16 protein-coding genes are annotated in these 24,224 nt (G+C 71.8%); 12 read left to right on the top strand and 4 right to left on the bottom strand.

What is annotated here, in order from left to right:
• Positions 1-236: 236 nt before the first annotated feature.
• From J0911_RS05340 to J0911_RS05325, 4 genes are all read left to right on the top strand, one after another.
• Entirely contained in the window at positions 237-1,706 is a 1,470-nt protein-coding gene (locus tag J0911_RS05340) for a hypothetical protein (protein ID WP_207274427.1), read from the top strand.
• Positions 1,703-2,728 (top strand): DUF8094 domain-containing protein, encoded by a 1,026-nt coding sequence (locus tag J0911_RS05335; RefSeq protein ID WP_207274426.1) that lies wholly within the window; start codon positions 1,703-1,705, stop codon positions 2,726-2,728. Before J0911_RS05340 ends, J0911_RS05335 begins: the two co-directional genes overlap by 4 nt.
• Positions 2,725-3,765 carry a DUF8094 domain-containing protein gene (locus J0911_RS05330; protein WP_207274425.1) on the top strand — a complete coding sequence of 347 codons (1,041 nt, stop codon included), beginning with the start codon at positions 2,725-2,727 and terminating at the stop codon, positions 3,763-3,765. Before J0911_RS05335 ends, J0911_RS05330 begins: the two co-directional genes overlap by 4 nt.
• Before the next feature lie 103 nt (positions 3,766-3,868).
• Positions 3,869-4,831 (top strand): tetratricopeptide repeat protein, encoded by a 963-nt coding sequence (locus tag J0911_RS05325; RefSeq protein ID WP_207274424.1) that lies wholly within the window; start codon positions 3,869-3,871, stop codon positions 4,829-4,831.
• A gap of 124 nt (positions 4,832-4,955) precedes the next feature.
• On the opposite strand, the gene glgB is transcribed toward J0911_RS05325, so the two are convergent.
• Positions 4,956-7,304 (bottom strand): 1,4-alpha-glucan branching protein GlgB, encoded by a 2,349-nt coding sequence (gene glgB / locus J0911_RS05320; RefSeq protein ID WP_207274423.1) that lies wholly within the window; start codon positions 7,302-7,304, stop codon positions 4,956-4,958.
• A gap of 108 nt (positions 7,305-7,412) precedes the next feature.
• Here glgB and J0911_RS05315 point away from each other — a divergent pair, with 108 nt between their 5' ends.
• The 8 genes from J0911_RS05315 to J0911_RS05280 all read left to right on the top strand — a co-directional run bounded on the left by J0911_RS05315 (position 7,413) and on the right by J0911_RS05280 (position 18,387).
• A complete protein-coding gene (locus J0911_RS05315; protein WP_242636323.1) occupies positions 7,413-8,429 on the top strand; it encodes a LacI family DNA-binding transcriptional regulator in 1,017 nt (338 codons plus the stop codon).
• Between the two features lie 212 nt (positions 8,430-8,641).
• Positions 8,642-9,949 (top strand): ABC transporter substrate-binding protein, encoded by a 1,308-nt coding sequence (locus J0911_RS05310; protein WP_207274422.1) that lies wholly within the window; start codon positions 8,642-8,644, stop codon positions 9,947-9,949.
• 7 nt (positions 9,950-9,956) lie between these two features.
• Complete coding sequence (locus J0911_RS05305) at positions 9,957-10,955, top strand: carbohydrate ABC transporter permease (protein WP_207274421.1); 999 nt, start codon at positions 9,957-9,959, stop codon at positions 10,953-10,955.
• Entirely contained in the window at positions 10,952-11,908 is a 957-nt protein-coding gene (locus tag J0911_RS05300; RefSeq protein WP_207274420.1) for a carbohydrate ABC transporter permease, read from the top strand. Before J0911_RS05305 ends, J0911_RS05300 begins: the two co-directional genes overlap by 4 nt.
• Positions 11,905-14,649 carry a glycoside hydrolase family 2 protein gene (locus J0911_RS05295; protein ID WP_207274419.1) on the top strand — a complete coding sequence of 915 codons (2,745 nt, stop codon included), beginning with the start codon at positions 11,905-11,907 and terminating at the stop codon, positions 14,647-14,649. The genes J0911_RS05300 and J0911_RS05295 overlap by 4 nt, the downstream gene beginning before the upstream one ends.
• Before the next feature lie 262 nt (positions 14,650-14,911).
• Positions 14,912-16,351 (top strand): N-acetylglucosamine/diacetylchitobiose ABC transporter substrate-binding protein, encoded by a 1,440-nt coding sequence (ngcE, locus tag J0911_RS05290; protein ID WP_207274418.1) that lies wholly within the window; start codon positions 14,912-14,914, stop codon positions 16,349-16,351.
• A 4-nt stretch (positions 16,352-16,355) separates the two neighbouring features.
• Positions 16,356-17,390: a carbohydrate ABC transporter permease gene (locus J0911_RS05285; RefSeq protein ID WP_307864923.1), complete on the top strand. Its 1,035-nt coding sequence runs from the start codon at positions 16,356-16,358 to the stop codon at positions 17,388-17,390.
• 76 nt (positions 17,391-17,466) lie between these two features.
• Complete coding sequence (locus tag J0911_RS05280) at positions 17,467-18,387, top strand: carbohydrate ABC transporter permease (protein ID WP_207274417.1); 921 nt, start codon at positions 17,467-17,469, stop codon at positions 18,385-18,387.
• A 59-nt stretch (positions 18,388-18,446) separates the two neighbouring features.
• Here J0911_RS05280 and J0911_RS05275 read toward each other — a convergent pair whose 3' ends face one another.
• The 3 genes from J0911_RS05275 to J0911_RS05265 are packed head-to-tail and all read right to left on the bottom strand — an operon-like array spanning position 18,447 to position 24,111.
• On the bottom strand, positions 18,447-20,075 hold the full coding sequence (locus J0911_RS05275) for an aminoglycoside phosphotransferase (RefSeq protein ID WP_242636322.1): 1,629 nt from the start codon (positions 20,073-20,075) through the stop codon (positions 18,447-18,449).
• Entirely contained in the window at positions 20,072-21,913 is a 1,842-nt protein-coding gene (treS, locus tag J0911_RS05270) for a maltose alpha-D-glucosyltransferase (RefSeq protein ID WP_207274416.1), read from the bottom strand. The genes J0911_RS05275 and treS overlap by 4 nt, the downstream gene beginning before the upstream one ends.
• Positions 21,910-24,111 carry an alpha-1,4-glucan--maltose-1-phosphate maltosyltransferase gene (locus J0911_RS05265; protein ID WP_307864922.1) on the bottom strand — a complete coding sequence of 734 codons (2,202 nt, stop codon included), beginning with the start codon at positions 24,109-24,111 and terminating at the stop codon, positions 21,910-21,912. Before J0911_RS05265 ends, treS begins: the two co-directional genes overlap by 4 nt.
• Positions 24,112-24,224 lie beyond the last annotated feature (113 nt).

Raw genomic sequence — 24,224 nt, 5'->3', positions numbered from 1 at the left:
GTTCCCCGGCCAGGGATGCCGCAGATTCGCGGCTCGTCCGGCGCCCAGGATACGCGCCGCGTCGCCCGATGTGTAGCCGCTTGAAATATGGCTTTCGTGGTATTCGGGGGTGGGGCGTGAAGACAGCGGGTGAAAGAACGGTGATGATCCGCGGCCGTGCCTCCCGCTGGACGACCGTACAGCCGACCACCCTATGCTGGACCGTCGGTAGTTGGCACCTACGAAGGGAACGGGTGGTGCAACGCTTTCTGGCGATCCTCCTCATTCTCGCCGGTCTCGGCGCGGCGGGGTACGGAGTCGCGACGGCGACGGTCCTGCGCGGGTCCGACACGGTGGTCGCCACGGCGACGCCGAGCGGGGACGGGACGATGGTGGTCACCGTTCCCGGGGTGCTGGGAATGGTGGACGAGAGCGTCACCGTGCGGGCGTCGGTCCCTGAGGGGCAGAAGGTCACTCTCGCCGTCGGCACCGAGACGGACGTCCTCGGCTGGGTCGGCGACGACCCCTACGACTCGGTGACCGGGATGGCGGACTGGACGGAGCTCTCGGTCGTGCCGGGCGCGGGTGTCACCGGGGACGAGGCCGAGGAGGAGGGCTCTGCCGACGGCGAGGGTGCCTCCGGGTCGGCGGAGAAGCCGTCCACGGGGCCCGACCCGGCCGGATCCGACATGTGGATCTCCGAGGTGAGCGGTGAGACCAGCGTCACCCTGCGGTACACCGATCAGCCCGGTCCCTACGTCCTCCTCGCGGCCGGGGTCGGCAAGGGGGCCGAGGCGCCGACGGTGGAGCTGACCTGGCCTCGTCCGGCCACCACGCCGTTCCTGTGGCCGAGTGTCATCGGTGGAGGACTCCTTCTCCTGGTCGGCGTCTTCCTGCTCGTGGGCGTCCGAGGGAAGCCAGGCGCGCGCAGCGGCCGGGGGAGCGGCAAGGGCCGGAAGCCGGCCAGGACCGTCCGCGAGCCGCTCGAGCGCCGTGACGACCCGGCACAGCCCGGGGCGGCCGACGAGTCACCGTTCTCGCTCGCGCCGGGCGAGAAGCCCGACTCCCCGTTCCCGCCCGGTCCCGCCGAGAAGTCTCCCTTCCCGTTGACCGACGACGACCAGGGCAGCCCGGACTTCCCGCCTGCGGCGGCGCCGGCCTGGGGCTCCGCGCCCACACCGCCGCCGTACGGCGCGCCGTCCGAACCCGACGGCGACACCGTGCCACGCCCCGCGCCCGCGGTGCCCGCTGCCGGAGCATGGAGCACCGCCGGGTCCCGGCCGACGGCTTTGCCGTCCGGCCCGGCCGAGCTTCCCGGCCACCAGCCACCGGCCGGTCCGCCCGCGCCGGGCAGCCTGCGCCGTCGTCGTGGCCGCCGTGGCGCCCCGGACCAGCCCGGCGCGCCGTCGGCCGCGCCGATGCCTGCACCGTCCGCCCCGCGCACTCCCGTGGCTCCCGCACCGCCGCCGGTCGCCGCCCCCTCGCAGCCGGCGTCTCCCGCGTCCAGCGCATCCCCAGGAACACCGGGCAAGCTGATGACGCGCCGCGAGCGGCGCCTGGCCGAACAGGCCGCCCGCCGCGGGAACACGGGCATGCAGCCCGCCGTGGCACCGCAGCAGCCCGAGCCGCCCCAGCCGGAGCCGCCCCAGCCGGATACGCCCGCGCCCTCCAGCCGTGCGGCCGCCTGGCGCGAGGCCTGGGGGATCAAGGACGGAGAGAACTCATGACCTACCGCAGCACGCCGGCGCGCCGCGCGTCCGCAGCGGCCGCCCTCCTGCTCGCGGTCGGCCTGCTGGCCGGATGCGCGCAGGAGCTTCCGGTGCCCGAGTCGCAGCCGGCCGTGGTCGGCGCCGTGGTCACGGAGGAGCAGGAGAAGACGATCATCAGCCGGGTGGCCGAGTCGGTGGAGACGGCCACCAAGGAGAGGGACGCGGACGCGCTCGGCGACCGCATGACGGGGCCCGCCAAGAAGCTGCGCACGAGCCAGATCGAGGTGGCCAAGAAGCTCAAGAGCGACGAGCAGGTCACGGACCTGCTCATGACCATGCAGTCCGTGACGCTTCCGTCGGACCCCGAGTGGCCGCGCGTGAGCCTCGCTGTCAGCACGCAGCCGACGGACCTCACGCCGCCGACGCTCTACGCGTTCGAGCAGACCTCCGCCCGCTCGGACTACAAGCTGTGGGGCTGGGCGGACCTGCTGCCCGGTGTCACCCTGCCGCAGTTCGCCTCGACCGACGCGGGGGCCGAGGAGGTCGCGCCCGATGACGGCGAGTCGCTCACGATGTCACCGTCGAAGTCGGTCGCGGCGTACGCGGACATCCTCTCCGAGGAGAAGGACTCGAAGTTCGCCAAGAACTTCGAGGACGACGACTTCCGTGACTTCCTGCGCAAGCAGGAGTCCGCGCAGGTGAAGGCCGACGGCTGGAAGAAGTCCGAGGGGAAGTACTCCTTCAGCGCCCGGCCCGACGAGGACGCGGGGGTCCAGGCGATGCGCACCGTCGACGGCGGTGCGATCGTCATGGGCGCGATCAACTCGTCGCAGGTGATCCAGCTCCAGGAGAAGGCCGAGGCGCCGCCGTCGAACGGCTTCGTGACCCAGAAGGCCCTGTTCGGGGACCAGGAGGTGACGAACGTGCTGCGTACGAAGTACGTCGACGTGGTCGCGCTGTACGTGCCGCCCTCGGGCTCCGAGGAGAAGGTGCGGCTGGTCGGCTTCGAGCACATCGCCGTCGCGGCGACCAACGCGTGAGGGGACCGAGCAGCGCGCCGCCGGTCGCGGCGCTGCTCGCGGGGCTCCTGTCCCTCGCCCTGACGGGATGCGCCCCGGGCCCTCCCGCACCCGATCCCGGACCGGCGGTGGTCGGCGCCGTGGTGACCGAGGAGCAGGAGCGGACGATCATCGGCCGGGTGGCCGCGTCGCTGGAGAAGGCCACCGCCGAGCGCGACCCCGCCGCACTGGAGGCGCGAACCACCGGCCCGGCCCGGGAACTGCGCGCCAGCCAGCTCGAGGTGGCCAGGCTGCTCGCCGACGACGACCGCGTGACGGACCTCCCCATGACCATGCAGTCCGTGGTGCTGCCCGCGGAACCCGGGTGGCCCCGCACCAGCCTGGCGGTGAGTACGTCGCCGGGCCGCGGTGCGGCGCCCGTGCTGTACGCCTTCGAGCAGCGACTCGCCCGCGGCGACTACAAGCTGTGGGCATGGGCGAAGCTGCTGCGAGGTGAGACCCTGCCGCGGTTCGCCTCGTCGGAAGCGGGCGCCGCGCGGGTGCCGGCCGACGACGAGGAGTCGCTCACGATGTCGCCGGCCCAAGCTGTCGCCGCGTACGCGGACGTCCTGTCCGAAGGGGCGGACTCCGCCTTCGCCGACCGGATCCAGGACGACGAGTTCCGCGTCCTGCTGCGCGAGCAGGAGGCCGCGCAGCGGGAGACCGACGACTGGAGGGCCTCCGACGGCAGGTACTCCTTCAGCGCCCGGCCGGACCGGGACGCGGCGCCGCGAGCGATGCGCGTGGTCGACGGCGGCGCGATCGTCATGGGCGCGATCGACTCGTCGCAGCTGATCGAGCTCCAGGAGTGCGCCACGATCGAGAGGCGCAGCCTCACCGAGACCCAGCGCGCGCTGCACGGCGAACAGCGGGAGAGCAACGTCCTGAGAACCACGTTCCTGGACGTCGTCGCACTGTACGTACCGGCCGCGGGTTCCGAGGAGCAGGTTCGGCTCGTCGGTGTGGAGCACGTGGCCGTGGATGTCGAGTCCACCGGAGACCTGTCGGGCTGCGGATGATTCCCGGCCGGCGAGGCCGCCCCGGGTCGCGCGGCGTCCCGGACCTGGCCGCGGGTGTCCGCACGGTCCCCGTGGCGTCTCGCGTTTTCGTAGGATGAGGGCCATGACCACGTCCGACCAGCCGACCCCGGCACAGCTGAATTTCGCCGCCGCGCGCGGTGCCGTCGACCTGTCCGCCCTGACGCGCCCGCAGGCGCCGCCCCCGGGGGAGCCGGGCGGCGCGCCCGAGGCCGGCGGGTACGTGCTGGACCTGACCGACACGAACTTCGAGCAGGTGGTGCGTGACTCCGCCACGTACCCGGTGGTGATCCTGCTGTGGGCACCCACCGACGCCGCGAACGCGGAGCTCGCCACCACCCTGGCGGACCTTGCCACCGAGTACGACGGCAGGTTCCTGCTGGGCCGCGTGGACGCGCAGACGTACCCGCAGATCGCCGCCGCGTTCCAGGTGCAGGGCGTGCCGGCCGTCGTGGCGGTGCTACAGGGCCAGCCTCTGCCGCTCTTCGCGGGCAACGCCTCCGCGGAGCAGGTCCGCCAGGTGCTCGACCAGGTGCTCGCCGCCGCCGAGCAGAACGGGGTGACCGGACGGGCGCCGTCGGCCGGGGGCGACTCCGGGGAGACCCCGGAGCCGGAGCCCGAGCCCGAGAAGCCGCTGCCGCCCCTCCACCAGGAGGCGTACGACGCCATCGAGCGGGACGATCTCGCCGCCGCCGAGGAGGCCTACACCACGGCCATCAAGCAGGACCCGAAGGACACCGACGCGTCGGCCGGCCTGGCCCAGGTGCGCCTCATGCGACGTACCCGCGACGCCGATCTGGCCGCCGTGCGCGCGGCGGCCGCCGACGCGCCGTCGGACGTGACGGCGCAGCTCGCCGTGGCGGACATGGACGTGCTCGGCGGAAAGGTCGAGGACGCGTTCGGCCGGCTGCTGGACCTGCTCCCCGGACTCGACGGCGACGACAAGGAAGCCGTCCGTGTCCGCCTGCTCGAGTACTTCGAGGTGGTCGGCGTCGCCGACCCGCGGGTCAACAAGGCTCGCCAGCGCCTCGCCATCAGCCTGTACTGACACGGCGCCGGCCGCGCCCCGCCGGTGGGGCGCGGCCGGCGCCGACGCGGTCGGTCTCTCGCCGGATGACCGGCGGTTCGATCGGCCGGTCGCTGGCAGACCGACCGACCGCCCCGGTGGTCGCTCAGCGCGCGGCCGACCGCGTCGCCTCGGCGGGGTCGGCGGTCGCCTGGGCGGGGTCGGCGGTCGCCTCGGGAACCAGGATCAACGCGCCCAGCGGGGGAACACGGATGCTCGCCGACCAGTCGCGGCCGTAGTGAGGAACCGCCTCCGCCGTGACCCGGCCCAGGTTGCCCACACCTGAGCCGCCGTAGGCCTCGGCGTCCGTGTTCAGGGCCTCGCGCCAGACCGGCCCCGCCGCCCGGGCCGCTGGAGCACGACCGGTGGCTCCGGCCTCGGGGCCGGAGGCACGACTGCTCCCGGCGGCGTCGTGCCCGTGCCCCGGAACGCCGGGCAGCGGCAGCCGGTACCCCTCGTGGGGCACCCCCGCGAAGTTCACGACGACGACCACGGGATCTCCCGCCGCCGACCGCCGCACGTACGCCAGGAGGTTGCGGTCGGCGTCGTCGGCGTCCAGCCACTCGAAGCCGGAACCGTCGAAGTCTCGCTCCCACAACGCAGGGGTGGCCCGGTAGAGCGCGTTGAGGTCCCGCACGAGTCGCTGTACCCCCGCGTGCCGGCCGTCCGCCAGCACCTCCCAGCGCAGCCCCTCGCCCTCGGACCACTCCGTGTCCTGCGCGATCTCGCAGCCCATGAACAGCAGCTGCTTGCCCGGATGCGTCCACTGGTACGCGAGGAAGGCCCGCACCCCGGCCATCTGCTGCCACCGGTCGCCGGGCATCTTGCGCAGCAGGGACCCCTTGCCGTGGACGACCTCGTCATGGCTGATCGGCAGCACGAACTGCTCGGAGAACGCGTAGACCATCGAGAACGTGAGCTCGTGGTGGTGGTACCGCCGGTTGACCGGGTCCTCGGCGAGGTAGCGGAGGGTGTCGTTCATCCAGCCCATGTTCCACTTCAGGCCGAAGCCGAGCCCGCCGGACGATGTCGGCCGGGTGACACCCGGGTACGACGTCGACTCCTCGGCGATGAGCATCACGCCCGGCGTGCGCCGGTAGGCGGTGGCGTTCGCCTCCTGCAGGAACGCGATCGCCTCGAGGTTCTCCCGCCCGCCGTGCACGTTCGGGTGCCACTCACCCGGCTCCCGCGAGTAGTCGAGATAGAGCATCGACGCCACGGCGTCCACCCGCAGCCCGTCGGCATGGAACTCCTCGAACCAGTACGTGGCGTTGGCGACGAGGAAGTTGCGCACCTCGCGGCGGCCGAAGTCGAAGATGTAGGTGCCCCAGTCCTGGTGCTCGCCGCGGGTCGGATCGGGGTGCTCGTACAGGGGGGTGCCGTCGAACCGGGCGAGGGCGAACTCGTCCCGCGGGAAGTGCGCCGGCACCCAGTCGAGGATGACGCCGATCCCCGCCTGGTGGAGCCGGTCCACGAGGTGCCGGAAGTCGTCGGGCGAGCCGAACCGTGAGGTCGGGGCGTAGTACGAGGTGACCTGGTAGCCCCACGAGCCCCCGAAGGGGTGCTCCGCCACCGGGAGGAACTCCACGTGCGTGAAGCCCTGCTCGGTGACGTACGTGGTGAGGGCGTCCGCGAGCTCGCGGTAGGACAGGCCGGGCCGCCACGAACCCAGGTGCACCTCGTAGACGCTCATCGGCCCGGAGTGCGGGTCGGACGAGGCCCGGGCGGCCAGCCACGCGTCGTCGCCCCACTCGTACTCCGACTCGGTGACGATGCTCGCCGTACCGGGTGGCCGCTCGGTCGCGCGGGCCATGGGGTCGGCCTTCGCGCGCCAAACGCCGTCGGCCCCGAGCACCTCGAACTTGTAGTGCGTGCCGGAGGTGATGCCGGGCACGAACAGCTCCCACACCCCGGACGAGCCGAGCGAACGCATGGGATGGACCGGTGTCCACAGGTTGTGGTCGCCCAGCAGCCGCACGCCGCGTGCGTTCGGCGCCCACACGGCGAAGCTCGCGCCACTGATGTCGCCGGACGCGCTCGGATATCTCCGGACCGTGGCGCCGAGCACCTTCCAGAGCTCCTCGTGCCGCCCCTCGCCGATGAGGTGCAGGTCGATCTCGCCCAGGGTGGGCAGGAAGCGATACGGGTCGTCGGCCTCCTGCTCGGTGGTGCCGTAGCGGGTCCGCACGCGGTACTCGGGTGCCGACCAGCCCCCGTCCCCGGTCGAGGCGGGGACGACGGCGGCCCAGACGCCGGCGCCCTGGTGCTCGCAGGCGTGCTCGCCGTCGTCGGTGAGGATCGAGACCTCGTCGGCGAGCGGGCGCAGCGCCCGGACGACGGCGAACGGGCCGCCCTCGTCGAGCGGGTGCGGTCCGAGCACGGAGTGCGGGTCGTGGTGGGAGCCCTGTGCGACGGCGGTCAGCGCCTCGAGGTCGGCGGGAGGCAGGTCGGCCATGTCCACACCTTTCCACGTCGGGGGTGCAGGGCGCGACACCTGGGGCGCCGAGTACGCGCCACCCGGGACAGAAACCGATTTCAGCGCCTGGTTGAGATGATGTCCCGCATGGGGCGGATCACCATTGCCGACATCGCGCGCAGGGCCGGCGTCTCGACCGCCGCCGTCTCGTATGCGCTCAACGGGCGGCCGGGGGTCTCCGACGCGACGCGCGAGCACGTGCTCCAGATCGCCGCCGACCTCGGCTGGGCGCCGAGCTCGGCGGCGCGCTCCCTGTCGGGGGCGCACACCGAGACCGTCGGCCTGGTGCTGGCGCGAGCACCGGAGACCCTGGGTTTCGAGTCCTTCTACATGCAGTTCGTGGCCGGCATCGAGTCGGTGCTGTCCGAGCGGGACTACGGCCTGCTTCTCCAGGTCGTCCCGGACATCGACGCCGAGCTGCGGGCCTATCGCAAGTGGCGTGCCGCCCGGAGGGTGGACGGCGTGGTCATGGTGGATCCCCGGGTGCCCGATCCGCGGCTCGACCTGCTCGTGGGTCCCGACGCCCTGCCGGCGGTCGTCGTCGGCGATCCGAGCCTGTCCGGTGGGCTGACGAGCGTCTACACCGACGACGCGGCGGCGATGCGGTCGTGCGTGGAGTATCTCGCCGGGCTGGGGCACACCGCCGTCGGGCACGTGACCGGGACGCCGGAGTTCGGGCACACCCACATCCGTGACGAGGCGTTCGCCCGCGAGGCCGCGGCACGGTCCCTCACGGCCGGGGTGCGGCGGGGCGACTACACCCCGGACGCCGGCGCCGCGGCCACGCGGGACCTGCTCCGGCAGGGCGGCGTCACCGCGATCGTCTACGACAACGACGCGATGGCGCTCGCCGGGCTCGGCGCGGCGCACGAGGCCGGTGTGCGGGTGCCCGACGACGTGTCCCTGGTGGCCTGGGACGACTCGCCGGTGTGCCGGGCGGCGTACCCGCAGCTGACCGCACTGAGCCATGACGTGGCCGGCTACGGCGCCCACGTGGCGCGCAGGCTCTTCGAGTCCATGGCCGGCGATCCTCCGGCGTCGTACCGCGACTCGACCCCCGAGCTCCAGGTCCGCGGCTCCACGGCACCGCCGGCCGCGCCGTAGGCCACGGCCGCCACAGGCCGCGCCGTAGGCCACGGCCCGGCGGCCGCCCGGGGGTCCGCCGCGGCCCGCCCCTGCCGACCCGGTCGTGGAAGGGTTTCCACCCGCGGCACGGCGCGGTCGTCCGCCATGAGGGACAAGGTGTTGACTTACGAGAACTTAACCGCTTAATGTCCAGGCCGTCCACCAGTCAACGACGACGGATCGAGACAACAATGAGGTCGAGGAACCATCTGCGGGGCGGCGCCCCGCTCGCCGCCGTGGTGCTGACGCTGTCGGCATGCTCCGCCCAGGCCGGCGACACGTCGGGCGGCGGCGAGATCGCCGGGGAGATCACGGTGATCACCCAGCGCACGGACATCGTCGACACGGTGTTCCAGGAGTACAAGGCCGAGTTCGAGGCCGCGCACCCGGACGTCACCGTCAACTTCGAGGCCATCACCGACTACGAGGGCGAGATCGCCGTGCGCATGAACACGGACGACTACGGCGACGTCCTGCTCATCCCCAACAGCGTCAAGCCGGACCAGTTCGCCACCTTCTTCGAACCGCTCGGCTCGGTCGAGGAGATGAGCCAGGACTACCGGCTCGTCGAGGAGAAGGCCTATGACGGTCAGGTCTACGGCGTCTCCATCACGGTGAACACCCAGGGCCTCGTCTACAACAAGAAGGTCTGGGCGGACGCCGGGATCACCGACCTGCCCACCACTCCCGAGGAGTTCCTCGACGACCTGCGCGCCATCCGCGACACGACCGACGCGGTCCCCTACTACACCAACTACGCCGACGGCTGGCCGCTGAGCCAGTGGGACGGCAACCGCGGCGTGATGGGCGACCCGGCCTACCAGAACACGAACGTCGCCTACAGCGACACCCCGTGGGCCGAGGACGAGTGGCACGGCATCGCCGACGGTCTGCTCTACGACATCGTCGCCGAGGGGCTCGCCGAGGAGGATCCCACCACGACGAACTGGGAGGAGTCCAAGACCCTCCTCGGAACCGGTCAGGTGGCGACCATGCTGCTCGGCTCCTGGGCGATCACCCAGATGCAGCAGGCCGCCGAGGACGCCGGCGGCTCGGCCGACGACATCGGCTACATGCCCTTCCCGTACCAGGTGGACGGGACGTTCCACGCGCAGATCGCGGGCGACTACAAGAACGCGATCAACGTCCACAGCGAGCACAAGGCGGCGGCCCGCGCGTGGATCGACTGGTTCGCGGCGGAGTCCGGCTACGCGTACGACGAGGGCGGTATCTCACCGCTCGTCGACGGCCCGGAGCCCGAGACCCTGGGCGACTTCGAGGAGGCAGGTGTGGAGTACGTCGAGATGGAGCCCGCGCCGCCGGGCCGGGAGTCGTACGAGGCCGACGTCGTCGCGGCCGCCGAGATCGACCTGTACGGCAACATCTACCGGCAGCAGCTCGTCGACATCGCGCGCGGGGCGCAGGACGGCGACAAGGAGTCCTTCTTCGCCGACCTGAACCAGCGCTGGGCCGACGGCCGCGCGGCCGTGGGGGAGTAGCCCCGCGATGACCTCCCTCACCGAATCCCGTCCGGCGCGCCGCGCCGGCGGCAGGGGCGGTGGTGCCTGGCACGTCCGGGTGCGCGGCGGGAGCGCCGGGCGCCCGGACGGTGCCCGGCGCTCCCGGTCCGGTCGCGGCCCGGGCCACGGCCTGCCGGTCACGCCGTGGCTCTTCCTGGTGGTGCCGCTCGGCCTGCTCGTCCTGTTCACCTACGTCCCGGTCGCCAACATGGTCTGGTACGGCTTCACGTCCTGGGACGGCCTCGACCCGGTCAAGGAGCCGGTGGGTCTCGACAACTACGCACGGATCTTCACGGACCCGCGCATGTTCGAGGTCTTCTTCGTAAGCCTCTACTACCTGGCGGGTGCCGCCGTGCAGCTCGTCCTGGCCCTCTACTTCGCCACGATCCTGAGCTTCACCACGTGGTTCCGGAACGTCTTCAAGGGCGTGATCTTCTTCCCCTACCTGATCAACGGCGTCGCGATCGGCCTGGTGTTCCTGTTCTTCCTGCGTCCCGGCGGCACGCTCGACGCGATGCTCGGCCTCCTGGGTGTGGCGGAGCCGCCGCAGTGGCTCGGCGACCCGTCGCTCGTGAACGTGTCGCTCGCCGCCACGAGCGTGTGGCGGTACCTGGGACTGAACTTCGTGCTGTTCCTGGGCGCGATCCAGTCGATCCCGGGCGAGCTGTACGAGGCCGCGGACCTCGACGGAGCCACGAGCTGGCAGAAGTTCCGGTACGTCATCGCGCCCGCGATCCGCCCGATCATCGGCCTGACCACGATCCTGGCGATCTCCGGGTCGCTGTCGGTGTTCGAGATCCCGTGGATCATGACGGGAGGCGCCAACGGCTCCACCACCTTCGTGATCCAGACGGTGCAGCAGGCCTTCCAGTTCAACAAGTTCGGCCTGGCCTCGGCCATGGCCGTCGTGCTGCTGCTCGTCGTCCTGCTCGTCACCTGGATCCAGCGCAGGCTTTTCCCCGACGAGAGGGTGGACCTGACATGACCGACCACACCACCGGCCGGGCGACGGGTGCGACGGCCGGCCCGGCGAGTGACCCGACGGCCGGCCCGGCCGCCCGTCCGCACCTCGCCCGCGGCGGCCTCGCGCGCCGCTGGCGCGCCCTGCGTCCGCTGACGACACCACTCGGTATCGCCCTGAAGTACACCAGCCTCCTGATCGCCGTCGCCTGCGCGCTGATCCCGCTGGCCACCGTGTTCATGGCAGCCTTCAAGAGCCGTGAGGAGTTCGCGACGTCGGACCCGCTCGCCCCGCCGGCCGACTGGTTCAACCTCGAGAACTTCGTCGTCGCGTTCACCCGCGGCGGGATGCTGCAGGGGTTCGCGAACACGACGATCATCCTGGCGGTCTCCCTCGTGGGCACGATCCTCGTCGGGACCATGACGGCCTACGCCGTCGACCGCTTCGACTTCCGGGGCCGCCGGCTCGTGATGAGCGCCTTCCTGCTCGCCACGCTCGTGCCCGCGGTCACCACCCAGGTCGCCACCTTCCAGGTGGTGAACGGCCTCGGCCTGTTCAACACCCGCTGGGCCGCCATCGTGCTGTTCATGGGCACCGACATCGTGTCGATCTACATCTTCCTGCAGTTCATGCGGTCCATCCCACGATCCCTCGACGAGGCCGCGATGCTCGACGGGGCGAACCGCCTGACCATCTACGCCCGCATCGTCGTGCCGTTGCTGCGTCCGGCGATCGCCACCGTCGTGATCATCAAGGGCATCGCGATCTACAACGAGTACTACATCCCGTTCCTCTACATGCCCTCGCGGGACCTCGGCGTGGTCTCCACGTCGCTGTTCCGCTTCATGGGACCGTTCGGCGCGCAGTGGGAGATCATCTCCGCCGGCGCGGTGCTGGTCATCATCCCGACCCTCATCGCGTTCCTCCTGCTGCAGCGGCAGATCTACAGCGGACTGACCTCCGGAGCCACCAAGTGACCCACGCCCTCACCCGCACCACCCCTCCCCACGCACCCGCTCCGGGCGGCGCCCCGCCGCACGACGCCGCGGGCGGCACCGCTCCCGACGGCCGGAGCTCCCGGCACGTCCGTGACCTGCATGACGGCTGGACCGTGCGGTGCGCCGGGGGGCCCGTTCCCGCACACCTCGCCCAGGCGCTCGCCGCCGACGGCCCGGGCCTGCCGGCGACCGTGCCGGGCACCGTGCACACGGATCTCCTCGCGGCGGGGCTCATCCCCGACCCGTACCTGGACGACAACGAACGCCTCCTCGCCTGGATCGGCCGGTGCGACTGGGAGTACCGCGCGGTGTTCGCGTGGCCGGCCGGCGGCGGTGCGGCGCCGGAACGGCCGGCGACGCGCCAGGACCTGGTCTTCGAGGGACTCGACACCGTCTCGGTGGTCATCCTGAACGGAGCCGTGATCGGCCGGACCGCGAACCAGCACCGCGGCTACCGGTTCGACGTGACGGACGCCCTGCGCGAGGGCGACAACGAGCTCGTCGTGCGTTTCGAGTCGCCGGTGCGCTACGCCGACGCGCAGAGCCTCGCACTCGGGCAGCGTCCGCAGGTCAACCATCACCCGTTCAACGCGATCCGGAAGGCGGCCTGCAACTTCGGCTGGGACTGGGGCATCGACGCGGCGACGGCAGGCCTCTGGCGTCCCGTGCGCCTGGAGTCGTGGCCCGTGGCCCGGCTCGCGGCCGTACGGCCACTCGCCACCACCGACACGTCGGGCCCGGCGACGGCCGGAGTCCTCGACGTGCACCTCGACGTCGAGCGGCACGGCGCCCGCACCGCCCTCGAGGCAGCCGTGGACGTCCGCGGCCCGGGTGGCGGCCCGCTGCCGGGCGGGCGTGCCACCGTGACCGTCGAGCCGGGCCGGACGTCCGCCGTCGTCCACCTGCGGCTGGACGACGTCGCGCTGTGGTGGCCGCGGGGGTACGGCGACCAGCCTCTGTACGACGTCGAGGTGACGCTGACCGCCGCACGGCCGCCGTCGGACACACCGCCCGGGCTGCCGCTCGACCGCTGGACCGGTCGCACCGGCTTCCGCGACGTGACGCTCGATATGACGCCCGACGACGACGGGACGCCGTTCACCATCGTCGTGAACGGCAGGCCCGTCTGGGTCAAGGGCGCCAACTGGATCCCGGACGACGCCTTCTTCCATCGCGTGGACCGCGCGCGGTACGCGCGGCGGCTCGACCAGGCGGAGTTCGCCAACCTCAACCTCCTGCGGGTGTGGGGAGGCGGGCTCTACGAGTCCGGCGACTTCTACGCCGAGTGCGACGAGCGCGGCATCCTGGTCTGGCAGGACTTCGCGTTCGCCTGCGCCGCCTACAGCGAGGGTGAGCCGCTGCGCGGCGAGGTCGAGGCGGAGGCACGGGAGGCGGTCACCAGGCTTGCCCCCCACCCGAGCCTCGTGCTGTGGAACGGCAGCAACGAGAACATCTGGGGCTACCACGACTGGGGCTGGCAGCTGCGTCTCGACGGCAGGACGTGGGGCCTCGGGTACTACACGGACCTGCTGCCCGGGATCGTCGCCGAACTGGACGGCACGCGGCCGTACACACCCTCGAGCCCGTGGTCGGGCAGCCTCGGACGGCACCCCAACGACCCGGACCACGGCTCCATGCACTCGTGGGACCTGTGGAACCAGCTCGACTGGCCGCACTACCGCGACACGGTGCCCCGGTTCATGGCGGAGTTCGGGTGGCAGGCACCGCCCGCCTGGACCACCTTGCGGCGCTCCGTGGGTGACACCCCGCTCACGCCGGAGTCGCCCGGCATGCAGGTGCACCAGAAGGCGATGGAGGGCAACAAGAAGCTCACGGCAGGTCTCGTGCCGCACGTTCCCCTGCCGGACGACATGGAGGACTGGCACTGGGCGATGCAGTGGAACCAGGCCACGGCCGTACGGACCGCCGTCGAGCACCTGCGCTCGTGGGCGCCGCGGTGCACGGGGTCGGTCGTCTGGCAGCTGAACGACTGCTGGCCGGTGACGTCGTGGGCGGCGGTCGACGGGGACGAGCGGCCCAAACCCCTGCTGTACGCGCTGGCGCAGGCTCACGCGGACCGGCTGGTGACGATCCAGCCGAGGCCCGCGGCCGGTGTGGCCGCCGTCGTCGTCAACGACCGGGACGAACCGTGGGCCGGTGAACTGGTGCTGCGGCGCCTCGCCTACGACGGGACGGAACTCGCGGCGGCGCGGTCGTCCTTCGCGGCCACGCCGCGGGGCACCACGACCGTGCCGATCCCGGCGGCGGTCGCGACGCCCGCGAAGGCGGGGGGCGAACTGATCGTCGCGAGCGTGGGCGACGTCCGGGGGACCTGGTTCTTCACGGAACCACGGGACTCGGCGCTCGCGGCACCGGAGCTCGACACGAGGGTCGAGCCGGCGGGCGAGGGACGGCTCGTCGTCCGGGTCGCCGCACGCAACCTGGTCCGCGACCTCACCCTGCTGGCGGACAAGGCGCGCCCCGACGCGGTCGCGGACCGGGCGCTGGTCACGCTGCTGCCGGGGGAGACGACGACGTTCGGGGTGACGTTCGGGGCGTGGCCGGGTGGCGACGTCACCGCGGACGCCGGGACCGGCACGGACCGCGGACCTCTCGCGTACCCCGGGACCGGTCGGGCCGGGACCGGTGCGCCGGATCCGGCCGTCCTGACGGCTCCCCGCGTCCTGCGCTCCCTCAACCAGCTCGTCGGTGCCTCGTAGTCGCCGCGCGGGCGGGTGATGCGGCCCGCCGGCCGCCGAACGCCGGCCCGGTGCGGGCAGGTCGGTTCCGCGGAGTGCCACCGGCTCCTGAACGGTGCGTTACCGAGACGTGACGGTGCCACGCTTGCCATGCGGCATGGTGTGTGACTAGGTTCACCCTAAGTGGTAGGACGGCTAACATATTCGTCCTGCCGGGGTGACACGGCCGTCACGCGCACCTGGCACAGAGCCGTGCGACCGGGATCGACAAGAGGAGACTTGCATGTCCACGAACAAGTTCACCGAAGGTCGGCTGGCGCAGGCCGCACTGGATCGCAGGACCTTCGTGCGCGGGGCCGTCGCCACCGCTCTGCTCGCTCCGCTCGGTGGTGCGCTCGCCGGGTGCGCGGTCCCCAGCGGCGGCAGCGGCGGTGGCGAGACCGCCGCCGGTGAGATGAGCGCCGACAACCCGTTCGGCTTGGTCGAGGACGCCGACGTCGAGGCCGTCATCTTCAACGGCGGGTACGGGTTCGACTACGTCGAGTTCGCCGCGGACGAGGCCAAGAAGCAGTTCCCCGACGTCACCTTCGAGGTCTCGCCCTCCACGCAGATCGCGCAGGAGCTGCAGCCCCGCTTCGTCGGCGGCAACCCGCCGGACCTCATCGACAACTCCGGTGCGGGCTCCATCGGCTTCAACACGATCGCCGACCAGCTCGAGGAACTCGACGACGTCTTCGACGCACCCAACTACGAGGGCACCACCATCGCCGACACGCTGTATCCGTCGGTCAAGGACCCCGGCACCTACAACGGCCGGTTCGTGGCCCTGAACTACGTGATGACCGTGTACGCCGTGTGGTACTCGGCCTCGCTGTTCGACCAGAACGGCTGGACGGCACCCGCCACCTGGCAGGAGGCCATCGACCTCGGCGCCGAGGCGGAGAGCGCCGGCAAGAAGCTCTTCGTCTGGGGCAAGGAGGCCGCGACCTACTACCAGACCATGGCGCTCGACTCGGCCATCAAGGAGGGCGGCGACGAGGTCCGCCTCGCCCTGGAGAACCTGGAGCCGAACGCCTGGTCGCACGACGCGATGCAGGGCGTGCTGGAGGCCCTGCACGAGATCGTGCAGAAGGGGTACTTCGTGCCGGGCGGCGCCGGCACGCAGTTCACCGCCGCGCAGGCGCGCTGGAGCAACGACCAGGACGCGCTGCTGTACCCGTCGGGCGGCTGGATCGAGAACGAGATGAAGGACGCCACCGCCGCGGACTTCCGGATGACCGGCTTCCCGACGCCCACCGTCTCGGACAGCCCCGCCTTCCCGTACGAGGCGATCCGTGCGGGCGCGGGGGAACCGTTCATCGTGCCGAGCCAGGGTGCCAACCCGGCGGGCGGCAAGGAGATCCTGCGCGCCATGCTCTCGGCGGAGGCCGCGACGAACTTCTCCGAGACCCGGCTCGCTCCCACCATCGTCCGGGGCATCGTGCCGGAGGACGGCTTCGGGTCCACCGCGCTCGTGTCCCAGACCGGGATGCTCGACGCCGCGGGCGAGAACATCTTCAACTACCAGTTCGTCGACTACTACGGCCTGAACGCCGACCAGCTCGTCGTGTGGAACGCCTTCCTGTCGGGCGACCTGGACGTCAAGGGCGTCACCGACGGACTGCAGAAGATCAGCGACGACGTCGCCGCGGACGACTCGGTCGAGAAGATCGAGGTCAGCTGAGCCGATGTCCGCGTCAACCTCGGCGGCTCCGAGCGACGCCATGCCGCCGGCCACGGCGCGCCGGCCCGGGAACGGATCCGGGCCGGCCCGGCGTCGGCGCCGCCGCCAGATCTCCTTCGACAAGGCGAGCTTCTTCGCCGTCGCCCTGTTCCTGCCGCTCGCCGTGTACGTGGTCTTCGTGATCTCACCGTTCGCTCAGGCGGTCTACTTCTCGATGACGGACTGGAGCGGGTTCACCGCCGACATGGCGTTCGTCGGCCTCGACAACTTCGCCCGTCTCCTGGGCGACGACAAGTTCCTGCGCGCCGCCATGAACAGCGCCCTGCTCGCGGTCGTCGTGCCGACGGTGACGATCGTGATCGCGATCGCGGTGGCCACCATGGTGACCGTCGGCGGTGCCACGACGGGCGGGGTGCGCGGTGTGCGGGGCGCGGGCTTCTACCGTGTCGTCTCCTTCTTCCCGTACTGCGTGCCCGCGATCGTCATCGGCCTCGTGTGGGCACAGGTCTACGACCCGTCCCGAGGCCTGCTGAACGGTGTGCTGACCGGCATCGGGCTCGACGGCATGGCCGACTTCCCCTGGCTCGGCGACACCCGGACGGCCATGGGCGCCTCGATGTTCGTCATCGTCTGGAGCTTCGTCGGCTTCTACACCGTGCTGTTCGTGGCCGCCATCAAGGGTGTCCCCGGTGAGATCTACGAGGCCGCACGTCTCGACGGCGCGGGCCGGTTCCGCACGGCGGTCTCGATCACCGTGCCCCTCATCCGCGACAACGTGCGCACGGCATGGATCTACCTGGGCATCGCCGCCATCGACTCGTTCGTCTACATGCAGGCGATGAATCCCGGCGGCGGTCCCGGCTACTCGACGTTCGTCATCAGCCAGGACCTGTACCAGACGGCGTTCAGCAAGGGGCAGTTCGGTTACGCGACGGCGATGGGCGTCGTCCTGGCGCTCGTGACGCTGGTGTTCGCCGGTGCGGTGTTCCTCGTGGACCGGATCACGGGCGGTCGCGACGACGTGAGGGGGCACGCATGAACACCGGGGTCGTTCGCGGAGGGTACCGGCCCAGGAGCGGAGTACGTGGCCGCTGCGTGGCACGAGGAGGAGTCGTATGAGCGCCGTGGCGGAGCAGACCGGCAACCCGGCGCGCGGAGACCTCGGCGGGCCGTCCGCGGCCACGCCGCGGCGGACGCCGTCGGGCACGGTGGGCGACCGCACGGCGGTCGCCACGAGCCACGTGCTGCTGGCATTCGGCGCGGTGCTGGTCGTCGTGCCGTTCGTGTGGGTGTTCCTGTCGTCGTTCAAGACGACGCAGGAGATCCTGGCCTCGCCGTTCTCCCTGCCGGCCGACCCGAGCCTCGACAACTACGTCAACGCGTGGACCGACGCGGGCATCGGGCGGTACTTCCTCAACACGATCGTCGTGGTCGGGTGCGCACTGTTCTTCGTCATGCTGCTGGGCGCGCTGACGGCCTACGTGCTGGCGCGGTTCCGGTTCCCCGGCAACACCGTGATCTACAACCTCATGCTGGCGGGACTGACCTTCCCGGTGTTCCTCGCGATCGTGCCGCTGTTCTTCGTGCTGCGGAACGCGGGCCTGCTCAACACCCTGCCGGGGCTGATCGTCACGTACGTGGCGTTCGCGTTCCCGTTCACCGTCTTCTTCCTGTACTCGTTCTTCCGGAGTCTGCCGCACGAGGTGGCGGAGGCGGCGCAGGTCGACGGTGCGGGCGAGTGGCGTACGTTCTTCCAGATCATGCTGCCCATGGCGCGGCCGGGCATGGCGTCCGTGGCGATCTTCAACTTCCTGGGCCTGTGGAACCAGTTCCTGCTGCCCGTCGCGCTCAACACGGAGACGGACAACTACGTGCTGACGCAGGGCATGGCGCAGTTCGCCTCGCAGGCGGGATACGCGGTGGACTTCGGTGCGCTGTACGCGGGCGTCGTCATGACCGTGATCCCGGTCCTCGTGGTGTACGTGTTCTTCCAGCGGCGGCTGCAGGGCTCGGTCGCCCAGGGGACGTTCCGCTGACCGGACGCCCCGGGGCCGACGCGGTCCCGGGGCACCCTGGCCCTTCGTGGCCTGCCGCGTCAGCGGTCGAGGACGCGGGCCACCGCCCGCAGCGGGATGTACAGCCACGCGGGGCGGTGGCGCGCCTCGTACACGGCCTCGTACAGCGCCTTGTCGAGGGTGAGCGCGCGCAGGAGGAGCTCCGCCGTCGTGACGTCGAGCGCTCCGCCGGGCACCGCTGCGCCCGGTACCGCGCCGCCGTGGTCCCGCGGTGACCCGTGCCGGCCACCGGGGCCGCCGAGGGCCTGACGGTATCCCTCCAGGAACGAGAGCTGTGCCCGGGACGACCACTCCGGGTCGGCCGCCTCGCCGACGGCGGCCGCGTAGTCGAAGGAGCGCAGCAGCCCCGCGACGTCCCGCAGGGGCAGGTCCGGGGCGGTGCGCTCGGCGACCGGCCGCTGCGGCTCACCCTCGAAGTCCAGGACCTTCCATCCCGAGCGGGCATGCAGGACCTGTCCCAGGTGCAGGTCGCCGTGGATGGCCTGGAGCGGCACCGGGTGGTCCTCCGTCACCCGGGCGAGGTGCTCGCTGACCTCGTCGTAGAAGGCGGTGATACCGGCGCGGTAGGGCGCGAGCCCGGGGACGTCCGCGATCGCCTCGGCGGCCCGACGGCGGAGCACCCCCATGAAGGCGCTCGGGTCCAGGGTCGTGCCCGTGGGACGGGCGACGGCCAGCACCGTGTGCATGCGCGCGACGACGGCGCCGAGCTCGGCGGCCCGTTCGTCGAACCCGAGACCCTCCTGGGCGTGGGCACAGGCGAGCTCGAAACCGTCGTCGGCGCCCGTCACCAGCTCGGAGACGACGGCGAGATGAGCGTGGACGCCGTGGGCGTCCCGCGGTTCGGACGCGGGCGGGGCGGGCGCTCCCGCGGGCACGGCCCCCGGGACCCGGGGCAGCTCGATCGAGCCGAGATAGCGTGGGACGCCGTCCCAGCCGGCCCGCGTGAGCGCCTCCGGGATGACGACGTCGGGGTGCGGGCCCAGCGGGACGGTGCGCAGGATCTTCAGGATCACGCCGTGTACCCGTTCCCCGTCGCCCCCGGGGACCTCCACCCGGAGCTCGGGCACGAGCACGGAGGTGTTGGACTGCTCGCCGCCGAGCGGGCGGGCGTCCTCGAGCCAGCCCTGATCGCGCGGGTCGGCCCGCGGGGGGTCCGCGGCGAGAGGATGGCCGGCGGTGAGGGCGGCCTCCAGATAGGCGCGCCAGGCCGCCGGGTGCGTGCCGCCGTCGTACACCGCGACGGGCCCGTCGTCCGTGTCGACGACCCCGATCGGCGCGCCGGTACCGGCCGGCGGTGGGCGGCCGGCACCCCGGCCCGCGGATCCGCTGCCGGCCGGCTCGGCCTCCACGTGGTGCAGGACGAGGGGCACCTGGATCACGAGGGCCCCGTCGTCCCCGGCGAGGCCGGGCCCCGCGAGGTGCAGCAGCGGCACGACGACGCCGGGCGGCCGAGGTCCGCCCGAGCTCTGGCCCGGCGCTCCCGCGGGCAGTTCCACGGTCAGCCACGGCACGTGGCGCACGCCGTCACCCGGTACGGGGTACCACCGCCGGCCGGGGAGCCAGGCGTCCAGCAGGCGCAGGACGCCGTCGGGCAGGGGGCCCGCCCCCTCGTGCACGATGACGCTCCGCGCCTCGTCGATGATCGTCACGCCCCTCCCGGATGAGCCGGCGCCGCCCCTTGTGCGAGCACCAGCCAGTAGAAGTCGCGCGCGCCCCAGGTCATCGTGACGGTGCCGCCGTCGGTCACGTCGGGGAACCCGGCGCCGCCGAACACGTCCGTCAGCGTCCAGCCGGTGTACCGGGGCAGCTTCAGGGTCGCGGAGCGCGCCGTCGCGGACAGGTTGGCCGCGACCAGGACCGTCTCGGTGTCGTTCGTGAGGGTGAAGGCGATGATCGCCTCGTCGTCACAGTCGACCTGCTGGTAGGCGCCGGTGCCGAACGCCGGGTGCAGGCGCCGCACGGCGAGCATGCCGTGCACCCAGTGCAGCAGGGAGGTGGGCTGCGCGAGCTGGGCCTCGACGTTGACGTGCTGGTAGTGGTGCACCAGCGACTGCACGAGCGGCAGGTACAGCTTGCCCGGGTCCGCGTGGGAGAAGCCCGCGTTGCGGTCCGGGGTCCACTGCATCGGGGTGCGCGACGAGTCCCGGTCGGGCAGCCAGATGTTGTCGCCCATACCGATCTCGTCGCCGTAGTAGAGGCACGGCGAGCCGGGGATGGACAGCAGGAGCGCGTGCGCCAGCTCGATCTCCTTGCGCGAGTTCTCCAGCAGCGGCGCGAGCCGGCGACGGATCCCGACGTTCGCGCGCATCCGCGGGTCGGGCGCGTACCACCCGTACATCGCGGCGCGTTCCTCGGTGGAGACCATCTCGAGGGTGAGCTCGTCGTGGTTCCGCAGGAACGTGGACCACTGCGCGCCCGCCGGGATGGCCGGGGTATCCGCCAGGATCTCCTTCAGCCGGTTCGCCCGCTGGTCCCGGATGGCGTAGAAGATCCGCGGCATCACCGGGAAGTGGAAGCACATGTGGCACTCGGGCTCGTCCTCGGTGCCGAAGTACTCGACCACGTCCTGCGGCCACTGGTTCGCCTCCGCGAGAAGGATGCGGCCGGGGAACTCGGCGTCGACCATCTTGCGCACGCGCCGCAGGAAGCGGTGCGTCTCGGGCAGGTTCTCGCAGTTGGTCCCCTCGGCCTCGAACAGGTAGGGAACGGCGTCGAGCCGGAAGCCGTCCACGCCGAGCCGCAGCCAGAAGCGCGCCACGTCCAGCATCGCCTCCGCCACGTCCGGGTTGTCGAAGTTCAGGTCCGGCTGGTGGCTGAAGAACCGGTGCCAGAAGTACTGACGCCGCACCGGGTCGAAGGTCCAGTTCGAGGTCTCGGTGTCCACGAAGATGATGCGGGCGTCCTGGTACCGCTCGGGGTGGTCGCTCCACACGTAGAAGTCGCCGTAGGGCCCGTCGGGGTCGGACCGCGACGCCTGGAACCATGGGTGCTGGTCGCTCGTATGGTTCATGACCAGGTCGATCACCACGCGCATGCCGCGTTCGTGGGCCGCGGCGACCAGGTCGCGGAAGTCGTCGACGGAGCCGTACTGCGGCGCGATCGCGGTGAAGTCCGCGACGTCGTACCCGCCGTCCCGCAGCGGGGAGGGGTAGATCGGAGGGATCCACAGGGCGTCCACCCCGAGCCACTCGAGGTAGTCCAGCCGGTCGACGAGCCCGCGCAGGTCACCGATCCCGGAGTCGCCCGGGTCCGAGAACGCCCGGACGAGCACCTCGTAGAAGACCGCCTTCTTGTACCACTCGGGATCGTCGGACAGTCCGGGGCGGCGCGCCTCGACCTGGGGCTGCCGCCGGGGCGGCAGGGCCTGGACGGGAATCGGGGCGGTCACGGGCCGCGGCACGTCGCGAGCGGTGCCGGGCGACGGCTGGGGCCGCCCCGTCCCGCGATCGGGCTGCTCGGCCGGGCCTCCCGGCCCGAATGTGGTCATGAGATGCCTCCGGTGCCGCCGCGGTCGGTCCCCGCGGGAGTCACGTGCAGGACGTGCGCCACGCGATGGGCGGGGTCGAGCCGCACGTACGGCGTCGCGCCCCAGCCGTAGGTCTCGTTCGAGAGCAGGTCGTGCGCCACGTAGAACGCGGCGTCGGGGTCACCCTCCGGCGGTGTGAGGCCGAGGGCCTTCAGGTCCAGGTGCACGAGCGACTCCTGAGAGTTCCAGGGATCAAGATTCACCACGACCACGATCACGTCGTCGTGTGCGGGGGTGGTGACGGTCGCGGCGCCCACGTCGGCGCCGCGTCGATCGACCGTGCTGCCCCCTGGCACCATGGTGCTGCCCTTCGAACCGCTTCGCGCGTCGGAGAGGAATTCTGCGCCGATTCGTCGTGAGAACGCCACTACCTGGTCGTTCGTCGTAGGATGCACGGTCAGGTTGCGCAGCTGACGCAGCGCCGGATGCTCCCGGCGCAGCGTGTTGAGGCGTGTGACCAGTGCCGCGATCCCGTACTCGGTGGCGCGTTCCCACTCCCGCGGCCGGTACTCGTATTTCTCGTTGTCGATGTGCTCCTCGACGCCGGGGCGGGGTGTGTTCTCCACCAGCTCGTAGCCGGAGTACATCCCCCACGACGGCGAGCCCGTCGCGGCCAGCACCGCGCGTACCGCGTGCCCGGCGACGCCGCCGTGCTGGACGTAGGGCGTCAGGATGTCGTGGGTGGTGGGCCAGAAGTTCGGCCGCATGACCGAGCCGAGCGGGCCGGACACCTCCGCCAGGTACTCCTCGATCTCCTCCTTGGTGTTGCGCCACGTGAAGTACGTGTACGACTGGTGGAACCCGATCCGTGCGAGGGTCTGCATCATCGCCGGCCGCGTGAAGGCCTCGCTGAGGAAGATCACCTCGGGGTTCGTGGCGTGCACCTCGGCGAGCAGCCACTCCCAGAAGTCCAGGGGCTTGGTGTGCGGGTTGTCGACGCGGAACAGGGTCACGCCGCGGTCGATCCAGGTGCGGATCACGTCCAGCACGGCCGCACGCAGGCCCTCCGGGTCGGTGTCGAAGCTGAGCGGGTAGATGTCCTGGTACTTCTTCGGCGGGTTCTCCGCGTACGCGATCGACCCGTCCGCGCGCACCACGAACCACTCGGCATGCTCCGCGACCCACGGATGGTCCGGGGAGCACTGCAGGGCGATGTCGAGCGCCACCTCGAGACCCGTGTCGCGGGCCGCCCGGACGAACGCCACGAAGTCCTGCTCCGTCCCCAGTTCGGGATGGATCGCGTCGTGCCCGCCGTCCGGCGACCCGATCGCGTACGGGCTGCCCGGGTCGCCGGGCTCGGCCGCGAGCGTGTTGTTGCGCCCCTTGCGGAACGTGGTGCCGATCGGGGAGACGGGAGTGAGGTAGACGACGTCGAAGCCCATGGAGGCGATCGCGGGCAGCCGCTTCGCCGCGGTGGCGAACGTGCCCGAGACCCAGGTGCCGTCCGGCTTCCGGTAGGCGCCTTCGGAGCGCGGGAACATCTCGTACCACGCCCCGGCCAGCGCGAGCGGCCGCGAGACCCGCAGCGGGTACGTGTCGGACGCCGAGACCATCTCCCGGTGCGGCGCTCGCGCCAGGGCGTCGCGCACCTCGGGCGACGTCGCCGCGGCCAGCCGGGCGGCTGCCGGCCGGGAGTCGTCCTCCAGCGCCGTCAGCGTGGCGGCGAGCAGCTCGGAGTCGGCCGCCGTACGGTACGGCGCGATCAGCACGTCGCGCCGGGCAGGGCGCAGGACACGGCGGAACAGCCGCGCTCCCTCCGCGAGCATGAGGTCGACGTCGATACCCGCCTCGATCTTGATCGTGGCGTCGTGCGCCCAGGTCGCGTACGGGTCGCTCCACGCCTCGACGCGGAACGCCCACTCGCCACGGGCGTCGGGCTGCAGGAAGCCGCGGAAGTGGTCCAGGCCCGGCGCGACGTCGGTCATCGTCGCCCACGAGTGGTCCGTCCCGTCCGGCGCGACGAGCACGGCCGTCGCGCCGACGGCGTCGTGCCCCTCCCGGAACACGGTGGCGGTGACCGGTACCACCTCGCCGACGGCGGCCTTGGCCGGCCAGCGACCCCCTTCGACCACCGGGGACACCTGGATGACGGGAATGCGGCCGATGCCGCCGGTACTCGTGCGGCCGGGGCCGCCTGCCGAGTTGCGCACGCTGCTCACACCGCCACGCTATCGATCCCGGGTCGCCCCGTGCACGGGGGCACGCCAACGGCTCGCGCAAGGTTCACTCGTCGTCCATCGGACGGTCGCGGGTCACGGCACCAGCGGGCGCC

The organism is Myceligenerans salitolerans (assembly GCF_017349295.1).
Taxonomy (GTDB): Bacteria; Actinomycetota; Actinomycetes; order Actinomycetales; family Cellulomonadaceae; genus Myceligenerans; species Myceligenerans salitolerans.
This window is presented reverse-complemented; position numbering and strand designations above follow the sequence as displayed.

Bases quoted from the DNA above. Each gene is read 5' to 3' on its own strand.
- J0911_RS05335 (WP_207274426.1), top strand. From the start codon at position 1,703: ATGACCTACCGCAGCACGCCGGCGCGCCGCGCGTCCGCAGCGGCCGCC.
- J0911_RS05325 (WP_207274424.1), top strand. From the start codon at position 3,869: ATGACCACGTCCGACCAGCCGACCCCGGCACAGCTGAATTTCGCCGCC.
- glgB (WP_207274423.1), bottom strand. From the start codon at position 7,304: ATGGCCGACCTGCCTCCCGCCGACCTCGAGGCGCTGACCGCCGTCGCA.
- J0911_RS05315 (WP_242636323.1), top strand. From the start codon at position 7,413: ATGGGGCGGATCACCATTGCCGACATCGCGCGCAGGGCCGGCGTCTCG.
- J0911_RS05310 (WP_207274422.1), top strand. From the start codon at position 8,642: ATGAGGTCGAGGAACCATCTGCGGGGCGGCGCCCCGCTCGCCGCCGTG.
- J0911_RS05305 (WP_207274421.1), top strand. From the start codon at position 9,957: ATGACCTCCCTCACCGAATCCCGTCCGGCGCGCCGCGCCGGCGGCAGG.
- J0911_RS05300 (WP_207274420.1), top strand. From the start codon at position 10,952: ATGACCGACCACACCACCGGCCGGGCGACGGGTGCGACGGCCGGCCCG.
- ngcE (WP_207274418.1), top strand. From the start codon at position 14,912: ATGTCCACGAACAAGTTCACCGAAGGTCGGCTGGCGCAGGCCGCACTG.
- J0911_RS05285 (WP_307864923.1), top strand. From the start codon at position 16,356: ATGTCCGCGTCAACCTCGGCGGCTCCGAGCGACGCCATGCCGCCGGCC.
- J0911_RS05280 (WP_207274417.1), top strand. From the start codon at position 17,467: ATGAGCGCCGTGGCGGAGCAGACCGGCAACCCGGCGCGCGGAGACCTC.
- treS (WP_207274416.1), bottom strand. From the start codon at position 21,913: ATGACCACATTCGGGCCGGGAGGCCCGGCCGAGCAGCCCGATCGCGGG.